This is a genomic window from Arthrobacter sp. HS15c (assembly GCF_040812005.1).
GTDB lineage: Bacteria > Actinomycetota > Actinomycetes > Actinomycetales > Micrococcaceae > Arthrobacter.
Genome location: NZ_JBFOHM010000001.1, coordinates 486,524 through 503,570 on the forward strand (window position 1 = coordinate 486,524; position 17,047 = coordinate 503,570).

Annotated in this window: 16 protein-coding genes; 9 read left to right on the forward strand and 7 right to left on the reverse strand. The window is 61.6% G+C overall.

Annotated features, from left to right (window positions below):
- Nucleotides 1-36: 36 nt before the first annotated feature.
- Genes ABV518_RS02190 through glmS form a run of 3 tightly spaced genes read right to left on the reverse strand, consistent with a single transcriptional unit; the run spans nt 37 to nt 3,855 of the window.
- A complete protein-coding gene (locus ABV518_RS02190; protein ID WP_367765192.1) occupies nt 37-1,572 on the reverse strand; it encodes an NAD(P)H-hydrate epimerase in 1,536 nt (511 codons plus the stop codon).
- Between the two features lie 37 nt (nt 1,573-1,609).
- A complete protein-coding gene (locus ABV518_RS02195; protein WP_367765193.1) occupies nt 1,610-1,957 on the reverse strand; it encodes a holo-ACP synthase in 348 nt (115 codons plus the stop codon).
- Nucleotides 1,958-1,962: 5 nt separating this feature from the next.
- Nucleotides 1,963-3,855 (reverse strand): glutamine--fructose-6-phosphate transaminase (isomerizing), encoded by a 1,893-nt coding sequence (gene glmS, locus ABV518_RS02200; RefSeq protein WP_367765194.1) that lies wholly within the window; start codon nt 3,853-3,855, stop codon nt 1,963-1,965.
- 150 nt (nt 3,856-4,005) lie between these two features.
- Here glmS and coaA point away from each other — a divergent pair, with 150 nt between their 5' ends.
- The 3 genes from coaA to mscL all read left to right on the forward strand — a co-directional run bounded on the left by coaA (nt 4,006) and on the right by mscL (nt 6,337).
- Nucleotides 4,006-4,971: a type I pantothenate kinase gene (gene coaA, locus ABV518_RS02205; protein WP_367765195.1), complete on the forward strand. Its 966-nt coding sequence runs from the start codon at nt 4,006-4,008 to the stop codon at nt 4,969-4,971.
- Nucleotides 4,972-4,976: 5 nt separating this feature from the next.
- Complete coding sequence (locus ABV518_RS02210; RefSeq protein ID WP_367765196.1) at nt 4,977-5,861, forward strand: D-alanyl-D-alanine carboxypeptidase family protein; 885 nt, start codon at nt 4,977-4,979, stop codon at nt 5,859-5,861.
- Between the two features lie 86 nt (nt 5,862-5,947).
- Complete coding sequence (mscL, locus tag ABV518_RS02215) at nt 5,948-6,337, forward strand: large conductance mechanosensitive channel protein MscL (protein WP_310161324.1); 390 nt, start codon at nt 5,948-5,950, stop codon at nt 6,335-6,337.
- Nucleotides 6,338-6,409: 72 nt separating this feature from the next.
- Here mscL and ABV518_RS02220 read toward each other — a convergent pair whose 3' ends face one another.
- Together ABV518_RS02220 and glmM are read right to left on the reverse strand one after the other, a co-directional pair.
- Nucleotides 6,410-7,225 (reverse strand): HTTM domain-containing protein, encoded by an 816-nt coding sequence (locus ABV518_RS02220; protein WP_367765197.1) that lies wholly within the window; start codon nt 7,223-7,225, stop codon nt 6,410-6,412.
- A gap of 425 nt (nt 7,226-7,650) precedes the next feature.
- Nucleotides 7,651-9,012, reverse strand: coding sequence for a phosphoglucosamine mutase (glmM, locus tag ABV518_RS02225; protein ID WP_367765198.1), 1,362 nt, complete (start codon nt 9,010-9,012; stop codon nt 7,651-7,653).
- A 169-nt stretch (nt 9,013-9,181) separates the two neighbouring features.
- Between glmM and ABV518_RS02230 the strand changes: the two genes are divergently transcribed.
- From ABV518_RS02230 to ABV518_RS02240, 3 genes are all read left to right on the forward strand, one after another.
- Nucleotides 9,182-10,423 carry a glycosyltransferase gene (locus ABV518_RS02230; RefSeq protein ID WP_367765199.1) on the forward strand — a complete coding sequence of 414 codons (1,242 nt, stop codon included), beginning with the start codon at nt 9,182-9,184 and terminating at the stop codon, nt 10,421-10,423.
- The gene (locus ABV518_RS02235) at nt 10,420-12,306 is read left to right on the forward strand and encodes an ArnT family glycosyltransferase (protein WP_367765200.1); all 1,887 of its coding nucleotides are present in this window, start codon (nt 10,420-10,422) and stop codon (nt 12,304-12,306) included. Before ABV518_RS02230 ends, ABV518_RS02235 begins: the two co-directional genes overlap by 4 nt.
- A gap of 151 nt (nt 12,307-12,457) precedes the next feature.
- Nucleotides 12,458-14,245, forward strand: a complete 1,788-nt coding sequence (locus ABV518_RS02240) for an ArnT family glycosyltransferase (RefSeq protein ID WP_367765201.1) — start codon at nt 12,458-12,460, stop codon at nt 14,243-14,245.
- A gap of 123 nt (nt 14,246-14,368) precedes the next feature.
- Here the strand turns inward: ABV518_RS02240 and rpsI are convergent, their stop codons facing one another.
- Nucleotides 14,369-14,875, reverse strand: coding sequence for a 30S ribosomal protein S9 (gene rpsI / locus ABV518_RS02245; RefSeq protein ID WP_050684362.1), 507 nt, complete (start codon nt 14,873-14,875; stop codon nt 14,369-14,371).
- 38 nt (nt 14,876-14,913) lie between these two features.
- Nucleotides 14,914-15,357, reverse strand: a complete 444-nt coding sequence (gene rplM, locus ABV518_RS02250) for a 50S ribosomal protein L13 (RefSeq protein ID WP_015937805.1) — start codon at nt 15,355-15,357, stop codon at nt 14,914-14,916.
- 307 nt (nt 15,358-15,664) lie between these two features.
- Between rplM and ABV518_RS02255 the strand changes: the two genes are divergently transcribed.
- From ABV518_RS02255 to ABV518_RS02265, 3 genes are all read left to right on the forward strand, one after another.
- A complete protein-coding gene (locus ABV518_RS02255; protein ID WP_367765202.1) occupies nt 15,665-16,321 on the forward strand; it encodes a prepilin peptidase in 657 nt (218 codons plus the stop codon).
- 274 nt (nt 16,322-16,595) lie between these two features.
- On the forward strand, nt 16,596-16,796 hold the full coding sequence (locus ABV518_RS02260) for a Flp family type IVb pilin (protein WP_367765203.1): 201 nt from the start codon (nt 16,596-16,598) through the stop codon (nt 16,794-16,796).
- Between the two features lie 29 nt (nt 16,797-16,825).
- Nucleotides 16,826-17,026 (forward strand): Flp family type IVb pilin, encoded by a 201-nt coding sequence (locus ABV518_RS02265; RefSeq protein ID WP_367765204.1) that lies wholly within the window; start codon nt 16,826-16,828, stop codon nt 17,024-17,026.
- Nucleotides 17,027-17,047: the final 21 nt, after the last annotated feature.

Genomic DNA, 17,047 nt, shown 5'->3' on the forward strand with positions numbered 1-17,047 from the left:
CGGGTGGCTGTGACTATTACGTTTCCGGGCCACCTATTAAGTAAGCATGCTGACTTTACCCCAAATGTCCGGTAGGGCGTCCGCAATCCGGCCCGCTGTCAGCGGTCCGCCGGCAGACGCGGCCGCTCCTGCCCGGCCGTGCAGGCTCGCCGCCATGGCGGCAATGGCGGCCCAGCGCTCGTCCGGATCGATGCCCGCATCACGGAAGCGGCCGACGTCGGACCCCAGCTGGGCGAGCAGCGCACCGATGATTCCGGCCAGGACGTCGCCGCTTCCTGCCGAGGCGAGCCAGGGCGTGCCGTCCGCCTGGCTGTAGAAATCCTGGAAGGGGGAAGCGACCAGCGTGGTGGCGCCTTTGAGGAGGACTGTGGCCTCGGTGAGGCCCGCGGCATGCCGGACGGCGCCGAGGGTGTTCGCCTCCACGGCGGAGCGTTCGGTCAGGGAGTGGTCAGCATCGAGCCGCCGCAGAAGGGACGCGAGTTCGCCGGCGTGCGGCGTGAGCACCACCTGCGGCGCCAGGATCAGCGGCAGCCCGGGAAGTGCTCCGGCGTCGGCGACGGTGGGGAGCCCCGAGTCAACGGCGTCCCATGCGCGCTGGAGCTGTTCGTGGTCCTCGGGGCCCATGCCTGGGCCTACCAGCCAGGCCTGGACGTGGGTGTCGGCCACCGCCCCGGTGCTGCACACCACCTCGGGACAGGCCTGCCGGACCAGGTCCGCCACCTCGGGCGGGCCGAGGTACCGCACCATGCCAACGCCAGCGGCCAGCGCGCCGCGGCAGGCCAGCACGGCCGCTCCGGGATAGGTAGCAGACCCAGCGACCACGCCCAGCACGCCACGGGAATACTTGTGTGAACGCCGCTGCGGCTGCGGGAGGAGCCGTGCCAGGTCAGCGGCTTCAAACCGCCGAAGGGCGGGCCATGGGAGATGCTCCTCGATCCCGATCGGCACCACCTCGACGCGGCCGGCGTGGTCGGCGCCCGGATCGGCCAGCAGGCCGGCCTTCGCGGCACCGAATGTCACGGTCAGGGCGGCGGACAGCACCGGCGAATGGGCCTCGCCGGTGTCGGCGTCAACACCGCTGGGCACATCACACGCCACCACCAGGGGCAGGCTATGGCCGGAAAGTGCGCTTACCAGGGCCGCAGCCGCCCCGCGGAGCCCGCCTTGGGCTCCCGTTCCCAGGATCGCGTCAATGACGACGTCGGCACTTGCCACGTGTGCCGCCAGCTCGCCGGCGTTGGAGTCGGTGAGCCGGTGCACGCGGCCGCCCGAACGCTCAAAGGCGGCCAGCGCTTCCGGATGCGCGGAGTCGGAGGTGAGCACCGCCGTCGTACGCATTCCCCGGGCAGCCAGGAAGGACGCGGCGAAAAGGCCGTCGCCGCCGTTGTTGCCTTTGCCCGCGAGGACGACGACGCCGGCACCATAGAGCCTCTGCCCGCGGGCCTGCAGCTCGCGGACAACGGCGATGGCCAGGCCGTGCGAGGCGCGCTGCATGAGGACAGCACCAATGCCGGCGCCCAGCAGGGGCTGTTCGGCCTCCCTGACCTGGGTTCCGGTGTAGGCGCTGATCATCGCGTCAGTCCCGCTGGCAGGTCCAGCCTTGGGGCTTTCAGCCTTCGGCCAGGACCGTTGCCGTGGCGATCCCGCCGTCGTGGCTTATGGACACATGCCACCGTTTGACGCCCTTGGCCTCAGCCACCGCAAGGACGGTGCCCTTGACCTGGATCGTGGGGCCGTGCTGGTCCAAACCGATCCAGCAGTCCTGCCAGTTCATGCCGGCAGGCGCGCCCAGGACCTTCGCCACCGCTTCCTTGGCCGCGAACCTTGCGGCCAGGGACCGCGTGTTCAGCTCCCGCTCCGCGGGCACGAACAGCCGGTCCCGCAGCCCTGGGGTGCGTTCAAGCTGGCGGCCGAACCGCTCGATGTCTACAACGTCTACGCCTATGCCAACAATCATGCGGCTTATTCTACGGTGACGCTCTTGGCCAGGTTGCGCGGCTGGTCCACGTCGTAGCCCTTGGCCGAGGCGAGTTCCAGTGCGAAGATCTGCAGCGGCACGGTGGCCAGCAGCGGGGCGAGCAGCGTGGGCGTCTCCGGAATGTAGAAGACGTGCTCGGCGTAGGCCTTCACGGCCTCGTCGCCTTCCTCGGCGATGACGATGGTCTTCGCGCCGCGGGCCCGGACTTCCTGGATGTTGGAGACGATCTTGGCGTGCAGCGAATCGCGGCCGCGCGGGGACGGAACCACTACGAAGACGGGCTGGCCTTCCTCGATCAGCGCGATGGGCCCGTGCTTCAGCTCGCCGGCCGCGAAGCCTTCGGCGTGGATGTACGCGAGCTCCTTGAGCTTCAGCGCACCCTCCATGGCCACCGGGAAGCCCACATGGCGGCCCAGGAACAGCACCGACTTCGCGTCCTTCATCGACCGGCCCAGTTCCTTGATCTGGTCCTCGTTGTCCAGGATCCGCTGGATCTTGGCCGGAATCTTGCCCAGGTCCGCCAGGATGTCCTTGATCTCGCCCTGGAACTTGTTCCCGCGCAGCTGTGCCAAATACAGGCCCAGCAGGTACGCGGCGGTGATCTGCGCCAGGAACGCCTTGGTGGAGGCCACCGCGATTTCCGGGCCGGCGTGGGTGTACAGCACTGCGTCGGATTCACGCGGGATGGTGGACCCGTTGGTGTTGCAGATGGACAGGGTCTTGGCGCCCTGCTCCTTGGCGTAACGGACGGCCATCAGCGTGTCCATGGTCTCGCCGGACTGCGAGATGGACACGATCAGGGTGTTGGCATCCACGATCGGGTCGCGGTAACGGAACTCGTGGGACAGCTCAACCTCGGTGGCGATCCGGCACCAGTGCTCGATGGCGTACTTGGCCACCTGCCCGGCATACGCGGACGTGCCGCAGGCCAGGACAATGATCTTGTTGACGTTCTTCAGCAGCGCCGGGTCGATCCGGAGTTCGTCCAGGGTCAGCTTGCCGTTGATGTCCGAGCGGCCCAGCAGCGTCTGCGCCACGGCGTCGGGCTGGTCATGGATTTCCTTCTCCATGAACGACGGGTAGCCGCCCTTCTCGGCGGATTCCGGGTCCCAGTCCACGTGGTATTCCTTGCCCTGGGCCGGGGCGCCGTAGAAATCGGTGATCTCCACGGAATCAGCGGTGATGGTGACGATCTGGTCCTGGCCCAGTTCCACCGCGCGGCGGGTGTAGTCGATAAAACCGGAGACGTCGGAGCCCAGGAAGTTCTCACCCTCACCCAGGCCAACAACCAGCGGCGAGTTGCGGCGCGCGGCCACCACCACGTCAGGCTGGTCAGCGTGCACCGCGAGGAGCGTGAAGGCTCCTTCGAGGCGCTGGCAGGCCAGCTGCATGGCCTTGGTCAGGCCGCCGTTGCTGGTGTCGCCGTTCAGTTTGGTGCGGAAGATGTCGCCGAGCAGGGCGGCGGCCACTTCGGTGTCCGTTTCGGAGGCGAAGGTGATGCCCTTGGCCGTCAGTTCGAGCTTGAGCTCGGCGAAGTTCTCGATGATGCCGTTGTGGATCAGTGCCAGCTTGCCGCCGTCGGCCAGGTGCGGGTGCGCGTTCTGGTCCGTGGGGCCGCCGTGCGTGGCCCAGCGCGTGTGGCCGATGCCCGTGAGGGTTTCGGGCAGCGGGTTGGCTTCCAGTTCGGCGAGCAGGTTGCTCAGTTTTCCGGACTTCTTGCGGGAGGAGATGACGCCGTCGGCAACAACAGCCACACCCGCAGAGTCGTAACCCCGGTACTCCAGGCGGCGCAATCCTTCAAGGACAACATCCAGCGCACTGTGACCGGCAATTCCCTGGCCAGTCGAACGGCCTACATATCCCACGATTCCACACATGGGGTCAAGCTTATCGGCAGCCGCAAGGGAGATCTAAACTGGACAGTGCCGGGCAAGCCGTCCTATCCGCCCGTGTTCGCCGCCGCCGCAGCAGCGGCAGGCCACGTCTTGCATTTCGCTCTCAGCCGCGCGAAGGGCAGAATCTCTAAAGTGACTGTGCAACGCAATGAAGCGAACGGCGAAGGTGTCTCCCCGTTCGTTGAGCTGGACCGGCAGACCTGGTCCCGGCTCGCAGCCCAGATGGAACAGCCTCTGAACGAGGAGGACATTGTCCGTCTGCGCGGCCTCGGCGATCCCCTGGATATGAAGGAGATCCGCGAGGTCTATCTGCCGTTGTCCCGTCTCCTGCATTTGTATGTCGAGGCGGCCGGCCAGCTTCATGCCGCCACCACCACTTTCTTGGGCGAACAGACCCAGCGCACCCCGTTTGTGATCGGTGTGGCCGGCTCGGTGGCGGTGGGCAAATCAACCATCGCCCGCGTGCTCCGGGAGATGCTCCGGCGCTGGCCGGGCACGCCCAACGTGGAGCTGATCACCACCGACGGGTTCCTGTACCCCCTGGCCGAACTCAAGCGGCGCCAGCTCCTGGAACGCAAGGGCTTCCCGGAGTCCTACGACCGGCGCGCCCTGCTGCGCTTCGTCAGCGAGATCAAAGGCGGCGCGGAGGAAGTCCGGGCCCCCTGGTACTCGCACGTCACGTACGACATCGTTCCGGACAAGGAAGTAGTGGTCCGCCGCCCGGACGTGCTGATCGTCGAGGGCCTGAACGTCCTCGCTCCCGCACGCCCGCGGCACGACGGCAAGCAGGGACTTGCCCTGAGCGACTTCTTCGACTTCTCCATCTATGTGGACGCCCCGACTTCCTACATCGAGGAGTGGTATGTGGAGCGGTTCCGCAAGCTCCAGAGCACGGCGTTCGCGCAGCCGGAGTCCTACTTCCACCGGTATGCCACGCTCTCCGAAGCGGAAGCGGAGACCACCGCGCGGGACATCTGGAAACGGATCAACGAACCCAACCTGGAAGAAAACGTGCTGCCCACGCGCGGCCGTGCCCAGCTTGTGCTGTCCAAGGATGCCGACCACTCCATCCGCCGCATGCTCCTGCGCAAGGTCTAGCACGCGTGTGCCACGACTGCGCCGCGCTTGACGGCACCCCGGCGGCAGGCGCCAGCCGCCGCAGCTTTGCCCGGTTCCTCGCGGCCGGTGCCGGGCTGACTGTCCTGGCAGCCTGCACACCCGACGCACCCGCCCAGGTGGCGCCGTCGTCGTCCTCCCCTTCAGCCGTTCCTTCTGCAACGTCCGCTTCTCCGGCTGCGGCGGCCGCGTCGGAAAGTCCGACGGCGGCCGTGGAGCCGGCGGCGCAGGCGCCTGTTGCGCCGTCCCCGGCGGCAGCACTCCCCCGGCAGTTCTCGCTGACGGATCCGGCGAGCCCGTGGCTGGTGGTCAATAAGTACCGGCCCCTGGCGCCGGCTGACTATGTGCCCGCGGGCCTGGTACAGCCCAACGTCCCGGTGACGGTTTCCGGCGAGGCGGCCCTGCTGAGCAGCACGACGGCGGCCGCCGCGGAAGCGATGTTCGCTGCGGCCGCGCAGGACGGCGTCAGCATCACGCTGGCGAGCGGCTACCGTTCGTACGGCACGCAGGTGACCACGTACAACGGCTATGTGGCGGCGCGCGGGCAGGCCGATGCGGACACGGCCAGCGCCAGGCCGGGCTATTCGGAGCACCAGACGGGCTGGTCATTCGACATCGGCGACGGCGGCGGGGCGTGCAGTTTCCAGCCCTGCTTCGCGGACCAGCCGGCGGCGGTCTGGGTCAAGGCGAACGGGCACCGGTTCGGCTTCATCGTCAGGTATCCATGGATGTTCCACCCGATCACGGGGTACTACTACGAGCCGTGGCACCTGCGGTACATCGGTGTCGAGGCAGCCACGGACATGGCCAACCGCGGCATCAGCACGCTGGAGGAGTACTTTGGCGTCGAGGCTGCGCCCGGGTATCCGTAAAGTACGCATGCTTGGTTCCCGACACGCAGTCAGGAATTAACAGTCCTGTCATGAGCGGCTAACCCACCTGCGCTAGCTTGGATCCTATGCTGACAGGATTCAAGAATTTCATTATGAAGGGCAATGTCGTAGACCTTGCCGTCGCAGTTGTGATGGGTGCCGCCTTCGGCGCTGTCGTCACCTCGATTGTCGAAGGCCTGCTCACGCCACTGATCGGACGTCTGTTCAGCGCCAAAGGCATTGAAGAAATGCAGTGGGAGGGATTCATGTATGGGTCCGTCATCTCCTCCATCATTTCGTTCCTCCTGATCGCCTCCGCCATCTACTTTGTGGTGGTTCTGCCGATGAACCACATGATCGAACGCCGCAACCGCCGGCTAGGTATCGACAAGGACGTCAAGGAGGAATCCGGCGAAGACCCGCAGATCGCCCTGCTGACTGAGATCCGGGACGCGCTTCAGGACCGGACTCCCTAGGTTTCGCTCCTACCCAAGAGCGGCCCGCTTCCTTTCGGAGGCGGGCCGCTTTCATATGCCCCTGGACCGGCCTCAGTAAGAAGCTGCCCGGGAATGCTCGGATGAATGAGAAGAAGATGCCGAAGCTCCGTCTGCTCCCCATGCGAATAACACGTATCCACTAGCCATCAACATGCCAAATCCCACGAGTGGCGCCGGGGAGTCCAACAGCAGAACGATCCCCAGATGGAGCCCCGCGCCCAGGACGAAGGCTAGCTTCCGAGTCCAAGGCAGCCAAAGCGCCACTGCAAGGAAGGCTTCCGTGACAATGCTGAGGAATGCAACTGCAGGCAACAGCGGATCGGGAATCGGTATCCAGGGGTGGAGGTAAGTGCCCATGACTTCACCGGACAGATACTGGGGATTGATCTTTGTTATCGCGGTCCATGCATAAAGCGTCGTAATCTGCGCCTTGATAAGGAAGGCTGGCCAGTACGGGACCATCGCGGCGCGTGGAGCCCTGGACACACTCAGGGTCTGGGCAGCGCCACTCAGGCCAAGGAACAACGCCAACATCATCAGCAGCACCAGGTGATTGCTGTACGTCTGCTGATCAACTAGGAGAACAGCAGCCACCGTTGCGGCCACCAGGATGGCCGGAAGCCGACTAGCCAGGCCAAGGACCATGGCAACGGAGGCACATATGGAAACGGCGAAAATCATCCATACGAAGCCGGGAGCAGGGGTAGACCAACCTTCGATTACCGGAATCGAAAGAAATTTGCCTGATGAGGCGCGCACAAGAACTCTCAACCATTCGAACGAGAACCCTGCGGCTACCAGGCCGACCAGAATTCGGCAGAGCGCGAGCGGACGAGGATCCATGAAGCAGCTCAGAACTGTTCGCATTCAACCACCACCTGATACTTGGGGTGTTGACGTGACATATGCACGGAGCTGACGTTCGGCTCCCTGCTGCAGATGAATCGTGCCACGGGATTGAAGTAGTCTATCTCCGGCCGAAAACCGGACGCGATGTTCCCAATAGTTCGCTTTTCGCGCGATCCGTCAGACAGTACGACGTCGATCTGGGGGAGGTCGACCGCCGCTGTATACATCTGCCACCCGAACTTTGCGGGCCGGGCGTCATCCAAGGCAGCTAAAGGCAGGATGGTCATCAGGCCCAACGCGCATAAGACGAGGCCGCATCGAAGTATTACAAAAGCTCGGCTCACCTCGGTCGCACCGAGGTCCACAATTGACTCAAGCACCCCTCCCCCATAGGCAGATGCTAGTTCAAAATGAGCGGCTCCGGTATGCCCAGGCCAAAATCATCACTCGTTGACGAGTTCCAGCGCTAGCTCGCTGCGGACCACCTGGGCGAGGTGCTCGGCAATGGACTGTGCGGTTGCCTCGTCGCCTGCTTCGACCATGACCCGGACCACCGGTTCGGTCCCGGAGGGGCGCAGCAGGACACGGCCGGTGTCGCCCAGTTCCGCCTCCGCGACGGCCACAGCCGCTGCGAGGGCTGCGGAGCTGGCGACCCGGGTGCGGTCCACGCCGCGGACGTTGATAAGGACCTGCGGGAGCTTGGTCATGACCGTGGCGAGCTGCTTGAGCGGCTGGCCGGTGAGGGCTATCTGCGCGGCGAGCTGCAGCCCGGTGAGGACGCCGTCGCCGGTGGTGGCGTAGTCGGCAAAGATTACGTGCCCGGACTGTTCGCCGCCGAGGTTGTAGCCGCCTTCGCGCATGCTTTCGAGGACGTAGCGGTCCCCTACTGCAGTTTCGCGGATGCTGATGCCGGCCTCGCGGAGGGCAATCTTTAGGCCGAGGTTGCTCATGACAGTGGCCACCAGGACGTCGTCCTTGAGCTTTCCTGATGCCTTCAGGGCCACGGCGAGGATGGCCATGATCTGGTCGCCGTCCACCTCGTTGCCTTCGTGGTCCACTGCGAGGCAGCGGTCGGCGTCGCCGTCGTGCGCGATGCCCAGGTCAGCGCCGTGCTTGACAACAGCTTCCTTGAGCGGGCCGAGGTGCGTGGAGCCCACACCGTCATTGATGTTGTGGCCGTCCGGGTCGGCGCCGATGAGCACGACGTCGGCGCCGGCGTCCTTGAAGACCTGCGGGGAGCAGCCACTGGCAGCGCCGTGGGCGCAGTCCAGCACCACCTTGATGCCCTCAAGGCGGTGCGGCAGCGTGCGCAGCAGGTGCACGATGTAACGGTCCTCGGCGTCAGAGAAGCGCTGGATGCGGCCCACGTCCCCGCCGACGGGACGCACGGGCTCGCTGCCCATCTGGGCTTCGATGGCGTCTTCGACGTCGTCAGGGAGCTTCTGGCCGCCGCGGGCGAAGAACTTGATGCCGTTGTCCGGTGCCGGGTTGTGCGACGCGGAAATCATTACGCCGAAGTCTGCGTCCAGGTCCGCCACGAGGTATGCGGCGGCAGGCGTGGGCAGGACGCCGGCGTCGTAGACGTCGATGCCTGAGCTGGAGAGCCCTGCCTCCACGGCTGCGGCGATGAACTCGCCGCTGGCGCGCGGGTCACGGGCCACTACGGCGCGCGGCCGGCTGCCGTTGGTATTGCGGTCGTGGCCAAGCACGACGGCGGCCGCCTGGGCCAGCTGCATCGCCAGCTCCGCAGTGAGCAGACCGTTAGCCAGGCCCCGGACACCATCTGTTCCAAATAATCTAGACATCGGGTCAAGTCTAGAGGATGGGGGCTTGACGCCTGCCTACCTGTTCCATCGGCCCCAATACCTGTCCTCGGTGAAGGCCGATCATGAGGACTACTTGGTTTTCTTGTTCTGTACCTGTCTTTGCCGGAAAGCCTCGCCCCCGACCTTTCGGCGCCCCTACTCTTCATGCATGACACCTAGCTATGGGGGCTTGGCGCTCGAAATTGTAGTACCGGTTTTCAATGAGGAAGCCGTACTCGAAAACAGCATCTCAAGGCTCGCCGAATATCTGACGCACGAAATGCCTTCGACGTGGAAAATAACCATCGCCGACAACGCAAGCACCGATCGGACTCCGGTGATTGCGACTCGACTCAGCGAGACGCTGCCAAATGTCGAGTATCGCCGCCTTGAGGTCAAAGGACGCGGATTCGCTCTTCGGGATGCCTGGGGCGCCTCCGAGGCGAAAGTCCTGGCGTACCTGGACGTGGACCTCTCTACAGACCTCGCCGCACTGCCTCCGCTGGTGGCTCCTCTGCTTTCGGGACATTCCGATATATCAATTGGAACGCGCCTTGGCCAAAGCTCACGGGTAAGTCGCGGACCTAAGCGGGAATTCATTTCACGGTTCTACAATTTCCTGCTTCGGCGGACAATGCAGGTCCGCTTTTCTGATGCGCAGTGCGGGTTCAAAGCGATTCGTGCGGATGTTGCCCGTCGTTTACTTCCGCATGTAGAAGACAACGGCTGGTTCTTCGATACAGAGCTGCTGATTATTGCCGAACGTTCCGGTTTGCGTATCCACGAGATTCCCGTTGACTGGGTGGATGATCCGGACAGCCGGGTGGACATCAAGCAGACCGCCCTCGACGACCTGCGCGGTATGGTCCGAGTCGCCGGCTCCCTGGTGAAGGGTTCCATTCCGGTACAGGCGATCTACGCCGAACTTGGCCGTCGGCCGATAGTGACTCCTGGCCGGCCAAGTTTCTTTGGCCAGGTGATCAGGTTTGGCCTTGTTGGTGTGTTCTCAACCCTGGCCTTCGCGCTGCTCTACTTGATGCTGCAAGGACCGTTCGGCGCCCAGGAAGCGAACTTCTTGGCCTTGCTTATCACCGCCGTGGGCAACACCGCGGCCAACCGGAAATTCACGTTTGGCATCAGCGGGCCAGCGAAACTGTTCACCCAGCAGTTCCAGGGGCTCATCGTCTTTTTGCTCGCGTGGACCATCACGTCCTCGTCGCTGTTGGTGCTTCATGCCGTAAATCTGGATGCTGGCCCGAGCGCAGAACTCCTAACCCTGACTGCCGCCAACGTATTCGCAACGCTGATGAGGTTTGTTCTCCTCCGGCTGTGGGTCTTCCGGGTCCGTCAGGTTGATGCACGCTCCGCGCTGTTGGCGCTGCGGCCTGCCACTGGACAGCCAATCCGTTGAGCACCACGGAGGCGGGCCGGGTAGCGGCCCCTGAGGGCGTCCAAACTGCTCCCAGTTCAGTGCCCTGGGACAAAGTCGGGCTAGTTGTCCTGCTGGTAGCAACAGCGGCATCATTTCTTTGGGGCTTGGAAAAGAATGGTTGGGCGAACCCCTACTACTCAGCGGCTGCACAGGCCGGATCTCAGGACTGGAAGGCCTTCCTCTTCGGATCTTTTGAGTGGGGCAACCTCATCACTGTGGACAAGACACCGCTCAGCATCTGGGTGATGTCACTGTCCGTTCGCTTGTTTGGTCTTAGCAGCTGGGCAATCATCGTTCCTCAAGCCATCATGGGCGTGGCCACCACGTTCCTTATCTACCGCATCCTTAGGCGCGGATTTGGCGCTGCACCAGCGTTGTTGGGCGGCGCAATATATGCCACAACGCCGGTAGTTTTCCTGATGTCCCGGTACAACAACCCCGAACCCCTCATGGGGTTGCTGACGGTCGCAGCCGTGGCCGTAACTATCCGGGGGATTGAGAGGGGCTGGCTGCGGTTTTTTGCCGCAGCCGGGCTTCTACTAGGCCTGGCTTTTATGGCCAAACAGATTCAAGCGTTCGTGGTGATTCCTGCCTTGTGTGTGACAGTCCTCGGTTTCGGCTCAGGGTCTATACCAAGCCGCCTTCGTCAGCTTCTAGTAGCGGCTTTATCACTGCTGGGAACTTCAGCGGCCTGGCTTGTAGCTGTTGAACTGACGCCCCCTTCAAGCAGGCCTTACATTGGTGGCTCCAGCACCAACAGCGCAATTGAATTGACGCTGGACTACAACGGCCTTGCTCGATTTATTCAGATTCCCATGAATATTAACGGGAGCCGGTCGTCATCGCAGGACGAGCTTGCTACATACAACGGGGGATTCTCTCGAATTTTCGACGGCAACTTTGCTCCAGAGATCGCTTGGCTCCTGTTTCCGGCTATTGCCGTATCCATCGTACTGATTGTCTTGAACCGGAGCCTGAACTTCAACAGACTAGCAAGGAAGGTTGCGGTTCTCGCCGTGACATGGTTCATAACCACCTTCTTATTGCTTTGTTTCATGGGTTCGATGATCCACACTTACTACACGTTCTCTCTGGCTGCTCCTATGGCTTTGGTACTGCCAATCGGTTTATCCGCGCTCTGGCGAACAAGAGACAGGTTGATCCTCCGCCTCGTGGGAGGAGTTATCGTAGGGTCCGCAACCTATATGACCATCCGTGTGCTCAATTACAGTGACGAATGGCCAGTATGGTTTCGCGTACTGGTAATCTCCGCTGGCGCTGTTGCCACCGCTGGTTGGTTGTGCGCCGCGTCTGTGCGGTCGTGCCGTGTCACCGCTTGCGTCGTTGCGGTCGGCTTCATGCTCGGGCCCGTGGGAGCGAACCTGTATACGCTTTCGGTCCCACAAAAGGGTACAAATCCACAGTCTGGTCCAGTTGCGAACGATCCAATGGCGATGTCGCGGCTGCTTCTGGCCGCTCGAGGGGGAAAGCCGGCGTGGGCCCTGCAGATTGCCTATGGCTCCACACCTCCGGCAGCTGTTGTGGGCTTAATCCGCCAAACCAGGGGTGAGCAAGTGTGGGGTGCGGCCACATACTCGGCGCAGAACGCGGCAATTTATCAACTCGAATCCGGCATGCCCGTCATCCCGCTCGGTGGCTGGCTTGGAACCGACCCTGCTCCTACACCGGCCCAATTCAGGGGCCTAGTCGCTGATGGACGGATCGGATACTTCATCTGGCAGCAGGATCTCATAGACAGGAACGAGCTGAGTGCAGAGACGCTTCAGATTTCGCGCTGGGTAGACGACAACTTTGAGGAGCAGATCGTTGACAACGTCAGAATCTACGATCTCCGGCACTGAGCCCGCCCGCGGGTCGACCCCAACTACTAGCGGCACCAAGTCCGCGACAATGTCGGGTGCAATCTTGGCCATTCGTAGAGTTTTCAAGGGCCCAGCGGATCACCCCGTCTGGGAGCGCCCCACCTTGCTCGTAATACTCCTCTCGAATGCTGTGCTATATATCGGCAACATCGGTATCAACGGCTGGGCAAATTCCTTCTATTCCGCGGCGGTGCAAGCGGGCACGATGGACTGGAAGGCCTTTTTCTTCGGTTCCTCCGACTGGGGAAATTCTATTACCGTAGACAAGCCTCCGTTGAGCCTTTGGATCATGGGAATCTCTGCAAGATTGTTTGGATTATCACCTGAGAGTGTTCTCATACCTCAGGCTGTAATAGGCGTGATGACCACACTATTGGTTTACTTAGTGATACGTCGCAGCTTCTCGCCGGTTGCCGCGCTTGCGTCCGCCTTGGTCTTCTTTACGACACCGATAATCACGCTGCTCTCTAGGTACAACAACCCAGATCCCTTGATGTTGTTGCTCATGGTGGCGGGTGCCTACTTGGTGATTCGAACGGTTGAATCTGGCAAAGCTAATTATTTCGCGTGGGCGGGGATTTTCCTCGGCCTCGGTTTCATGACCAAACAACTCCAGGCGATGATTAGCCTTCCCGCTCTGGCGGTTGCCTTCGTCGTGTGCAGCCCAACGGCGTGGTGGCACAAGATACGGACGTGCTGCGTTGGACTCGCAACCCTGACGGTCACCGCAGGTTTCTGGATGACCGCTGTGGAGCTTATTGCGCCCACTGACCGGCCTTACATTGGAGGCTCCACCAACAACAGCGCGGTTCAGCTCACTCTTGCCTACAACGGCCTCAACCGCATAATTCCCATGGCGAAGGATCCCACAGTGGGTCTCATTCCATCGCAATTCAAGTCCTCCGACAGCGACGCAGGACTCTTTCGCTTGCTCAACACCAACTTCTTTCAGGAGGCCGGCTGGCTACTGGCCGCTGGTCTTCTATCATGCTTGTGGATCGTGGTGGCATGGCGGAACCTTTCCGACAGTCCTACCCGCAGGGCCACGCTGATCATTTCCGTAACATGGTTCCTTACGACGTACTTCATGCTCTCTTTTATGGGTGACGGCATCCACACCTACTACACGGCAACACTGGCACCGCCGCTGGCCCTCATCATCGGCCTGGGCATCGAGTCGTTGCTCAGCCTAAAATCCAAGCTGTGGGCCAGGCTGATGGCATCGTTCACGGTACTAAGCGGCTCGCTCATTGCTTGGGCGCTCATGAACGCAGCGGAAGGGTGGCATCTAGGGCTGACAACCACCATTTTGACTGCGGGCCTGGCTGGAGCGGTACTTCTCGCCGTCAAGCCGCCTGCCAACTGGATCAACGTCCTTGCGTGCGCCTTATCCGCTGTCGGCCTAATCGCAGCCCCGTTGGCTACAGCGCTGTACACAACTACGGTCGCGCACAGCGGGTCGAATCCCTTGTCCGGCCCCGCTACTAAGAGTGCGTCATCGATCAGCAGGTTCTTGGAGTCGGTCAGCCAGCATGAGCCTGCATGGGCGTACGACATGGGGTTCGGATTTGATCCTGGACCACATTTGACCGCTTTAGCGAGAGACACGGACTCCTGTACATGGGGGGCCGCAACTTATCCGTCCCAATCCGCTGCCAAGCTACAGCTCGCTACGTCGCGGGCAGTGCTGCCCCTCGGTGGCTTTGCAGGCACCGACCCAGCACCAACTCTGGCGGAATTCCAACAAATCGTGGAACGAGGCGATATTTGCTTTCTTATATGGCATGAGGATCACCTAAACTTACCGGGCCGAAGCATCACGCTCATTGAAATTTCGGACTGGGTGAAATCTAGATTCGTATACACAGTTATTGATGGGACAACTGTGTACGATTTGCGCCTTCTCAAATCACAATAGAGCCAAAAATGCACTGGTCCCATAACCGGGTAGGGCCATGCCACGCGCGACTATTCACAGAATGCTCCTGTACGACAAAAGCCCGCCCCGCCAATGGCGGGACGGGCTTCCGTGCAAGCGGACTTAGCGCTTGGAGTACTGCTGAGCCTTGCGGGCCTTCTTGAGACCGGCCTTCTTGCGCTCGATGACGCGGGCGTCACGGGAGAGGTAACCGGCCTTCTTCAGCGTGGCGCGGTTGTTCTCGACGTCGATCTCGTTCAGTGAACGGGCGATGCCGAGGCGCAGGGCGCCGGCCTGGCCGGAGATGCCGCCACCGTGGATGCGGGCAATGACGTCGTAGGCGCCTTCGAGATCCAGGATCTTGAAGGGTTCGTTGACGTCCTGCTGGTGCAGCTTGTTCGGGAAGTAGTTGTCCAGCGCGCGGCCGTTGATAGTCCACTTGCCGGAACCCGGCACAACGCGAACACGGGCGACAGCTTCCTTGCGGCGGCCAACTGCTGCGCCGGCGACGGTCAGGGCCGGACGTTCCTTCTTCGGCGCAGCTGCATCTGCAGCTGAGCTTTCAGAGGTGTAGCTGGTCAGGGTTTCCTCAGCCTCAACGGCTTCGGTGGTCTCTTCGTTCTGAGCCACGGTTCTCCTTGTATAGATAAGTTGTTTGGTGGCCAGGACTACTGGGCGACCTGGGTGATTTCGAAAGTCTTGGGCTGCTGCGCGGCGTGGGGGTGCTCCGCACCGCGGTACACCTTCAGCTTGCCCAGCTGCTGTGCAGCAAGGGAGTTCTTGGGGAGCATGCCCTTGATGGCCTTCTCAACGGCGCGGACCGGGTTGGACTCCAGGAGTTCCGCGTAGTTGACGGAGGTCAGGCCGCCCGGGTAGCCGGAGTGGCGGTATGCGCGCTTCTGCTCCAGCTTGGCGCCGGTCAGAGCAACTTTCTCGGCGTTGATGATAATGACGAAGTCGCCCATGTCCATGTGGGACGCAAAGGTGGCCTTGTGCTTGCCGCGCAGCAGGATTGCGGTCTGGCTGGCAAGACGACCAAGGACAACGTCTGTGGCGTCAATGACGTGCCACTGGCGGTTGATATCGCCGGGCTTCGGGGTGTACGTACGCACGGTTTTTGCCTCGTTCTTGTTCTGGCGTTCTTGTTTAGGTGTCACTCATAGCGTGTGCACCTACTATCTATGCGCTACCGGAACAGAGGTGAGGGCTCTATGTAACCAGTCATCCTGAGGACTCGAATGTGCTCGTTGAGTAGTTATCCTGCAACCGGATTCTCAAGCGGGCACGCATCATCGAGAAAGGACACGCACAACGACTACCAATATTAGCTTGAAGCGGGCACCGGGGTCAAAATGGGGTAGCCGGAGGCTCATTCACAACCAACCGGCCTGACGCACGCGGGGGGACTAGGTGACTTCTTTGGAGCTAACCAGCGTAAACGGACTGCTTGTCGCGGCCGGCATGGGACTTCTGGGAGCTGCCCTCTCGATGCTCTCCGAACTACTGATCGTCAGGTTCCTCCCCCGACTTGGAGAGCTGCCTGAAGCTCACATCAGACTCATGACGGCGATACTGACTGGTCTAGTCAGCTGCGCATTCGTCTTCAGATTTGCCAGCGATCCCGCACTGCCGGCCTTCATGCTCTTGGCCGTACTTGGCGTCCAACTCGCACGCATCGATATAGCCCTGCACGTGCTGCCGAATCCCTTAGTTCTCATACTTGTTTTTGGCAGCGCATCTCTTTTCGCTTCGTCGATTCTTACTGGCTCCCCAGGGTCGGACATCGTCCGTGCGGCCGCCGGGGGTGCAATTCTGTTCGTCGCTTATCTTCTTCTTGCCCTCATTTCTCCCGGATCCGTCGGATTGGGAGACGTAAAGCTTGCGGCGCCTCTCGGCCTCTACCTGGGCTACCTAGGTTGGATGCACGTGCTGTACGGCGCACTGTTGGGCTTCGTCTTCAACGGGATCTTGGCGCTATTCGTTGTTACACGAAAGCGACCAGAACATGCTTCAGAGGTGGCCCATGGGCCATCCATGGTCGCCGCCGTCGCTGTCATCGCGCTCTTTGCGTCTTAGTGCCACGTTGCTTGCGCCACTTTTCCCGATTAAAGGGCCGGGTTCCGTCCAAGTAGTCCCGCGGAAATGAGAGATTTCTTCTGAGTACTCACTCTCCGCTTCCAAGTACGCGCTATAAGCGACCGTGAGAAAGTCGAGTACCACTACGCATTGTTGTCGTGAAATGCCAGTGCCAATCTTTTCTTAGCGAAGTCCAGCCGCTAAGGAATTATGGGGGCAGCTGGAAATTCGTTGAAAGTATCCAAATCAATTTCATCGAATTAAGGAAAATACAATGACTTCTCTCATGGTCTCAATGATGGCCTTCGTTGCCGGCGTCAAGGATCGTTTCTCCTCTGAAAAGGGTGCCACCGCGACAGAGTACTCACTGCTCGTCGGACTCATCGCCCTGGTCATCGTCGCCGGCGTGACGCTGTTTGGTACCAACCTCCAGACTTTCTTCAGCAGCCTCGCCGTCAAGGTCGGCAACTGGTAACCAGAAGTCGACTAGGAAGGCTCGGAATCGTGTCTAAGTTCACGTCTTCTCTTCAGCGGCTCGCCATTAGTGTTCGGGCGATCTTCTCCAACGAAAAGGGTGCTACGGCGACTGAGTATTCGCTTCTGGTGGGACTCATCGCGCTAGTGATCGTAGCCGGAGTCACACTTTTCGGAACTAACCTGCAGACCTTCTTTAGCAGCCTGGCTACGACTGTCGGCAACTGGTAGGTCAGGTCCAAAACGGTGTGC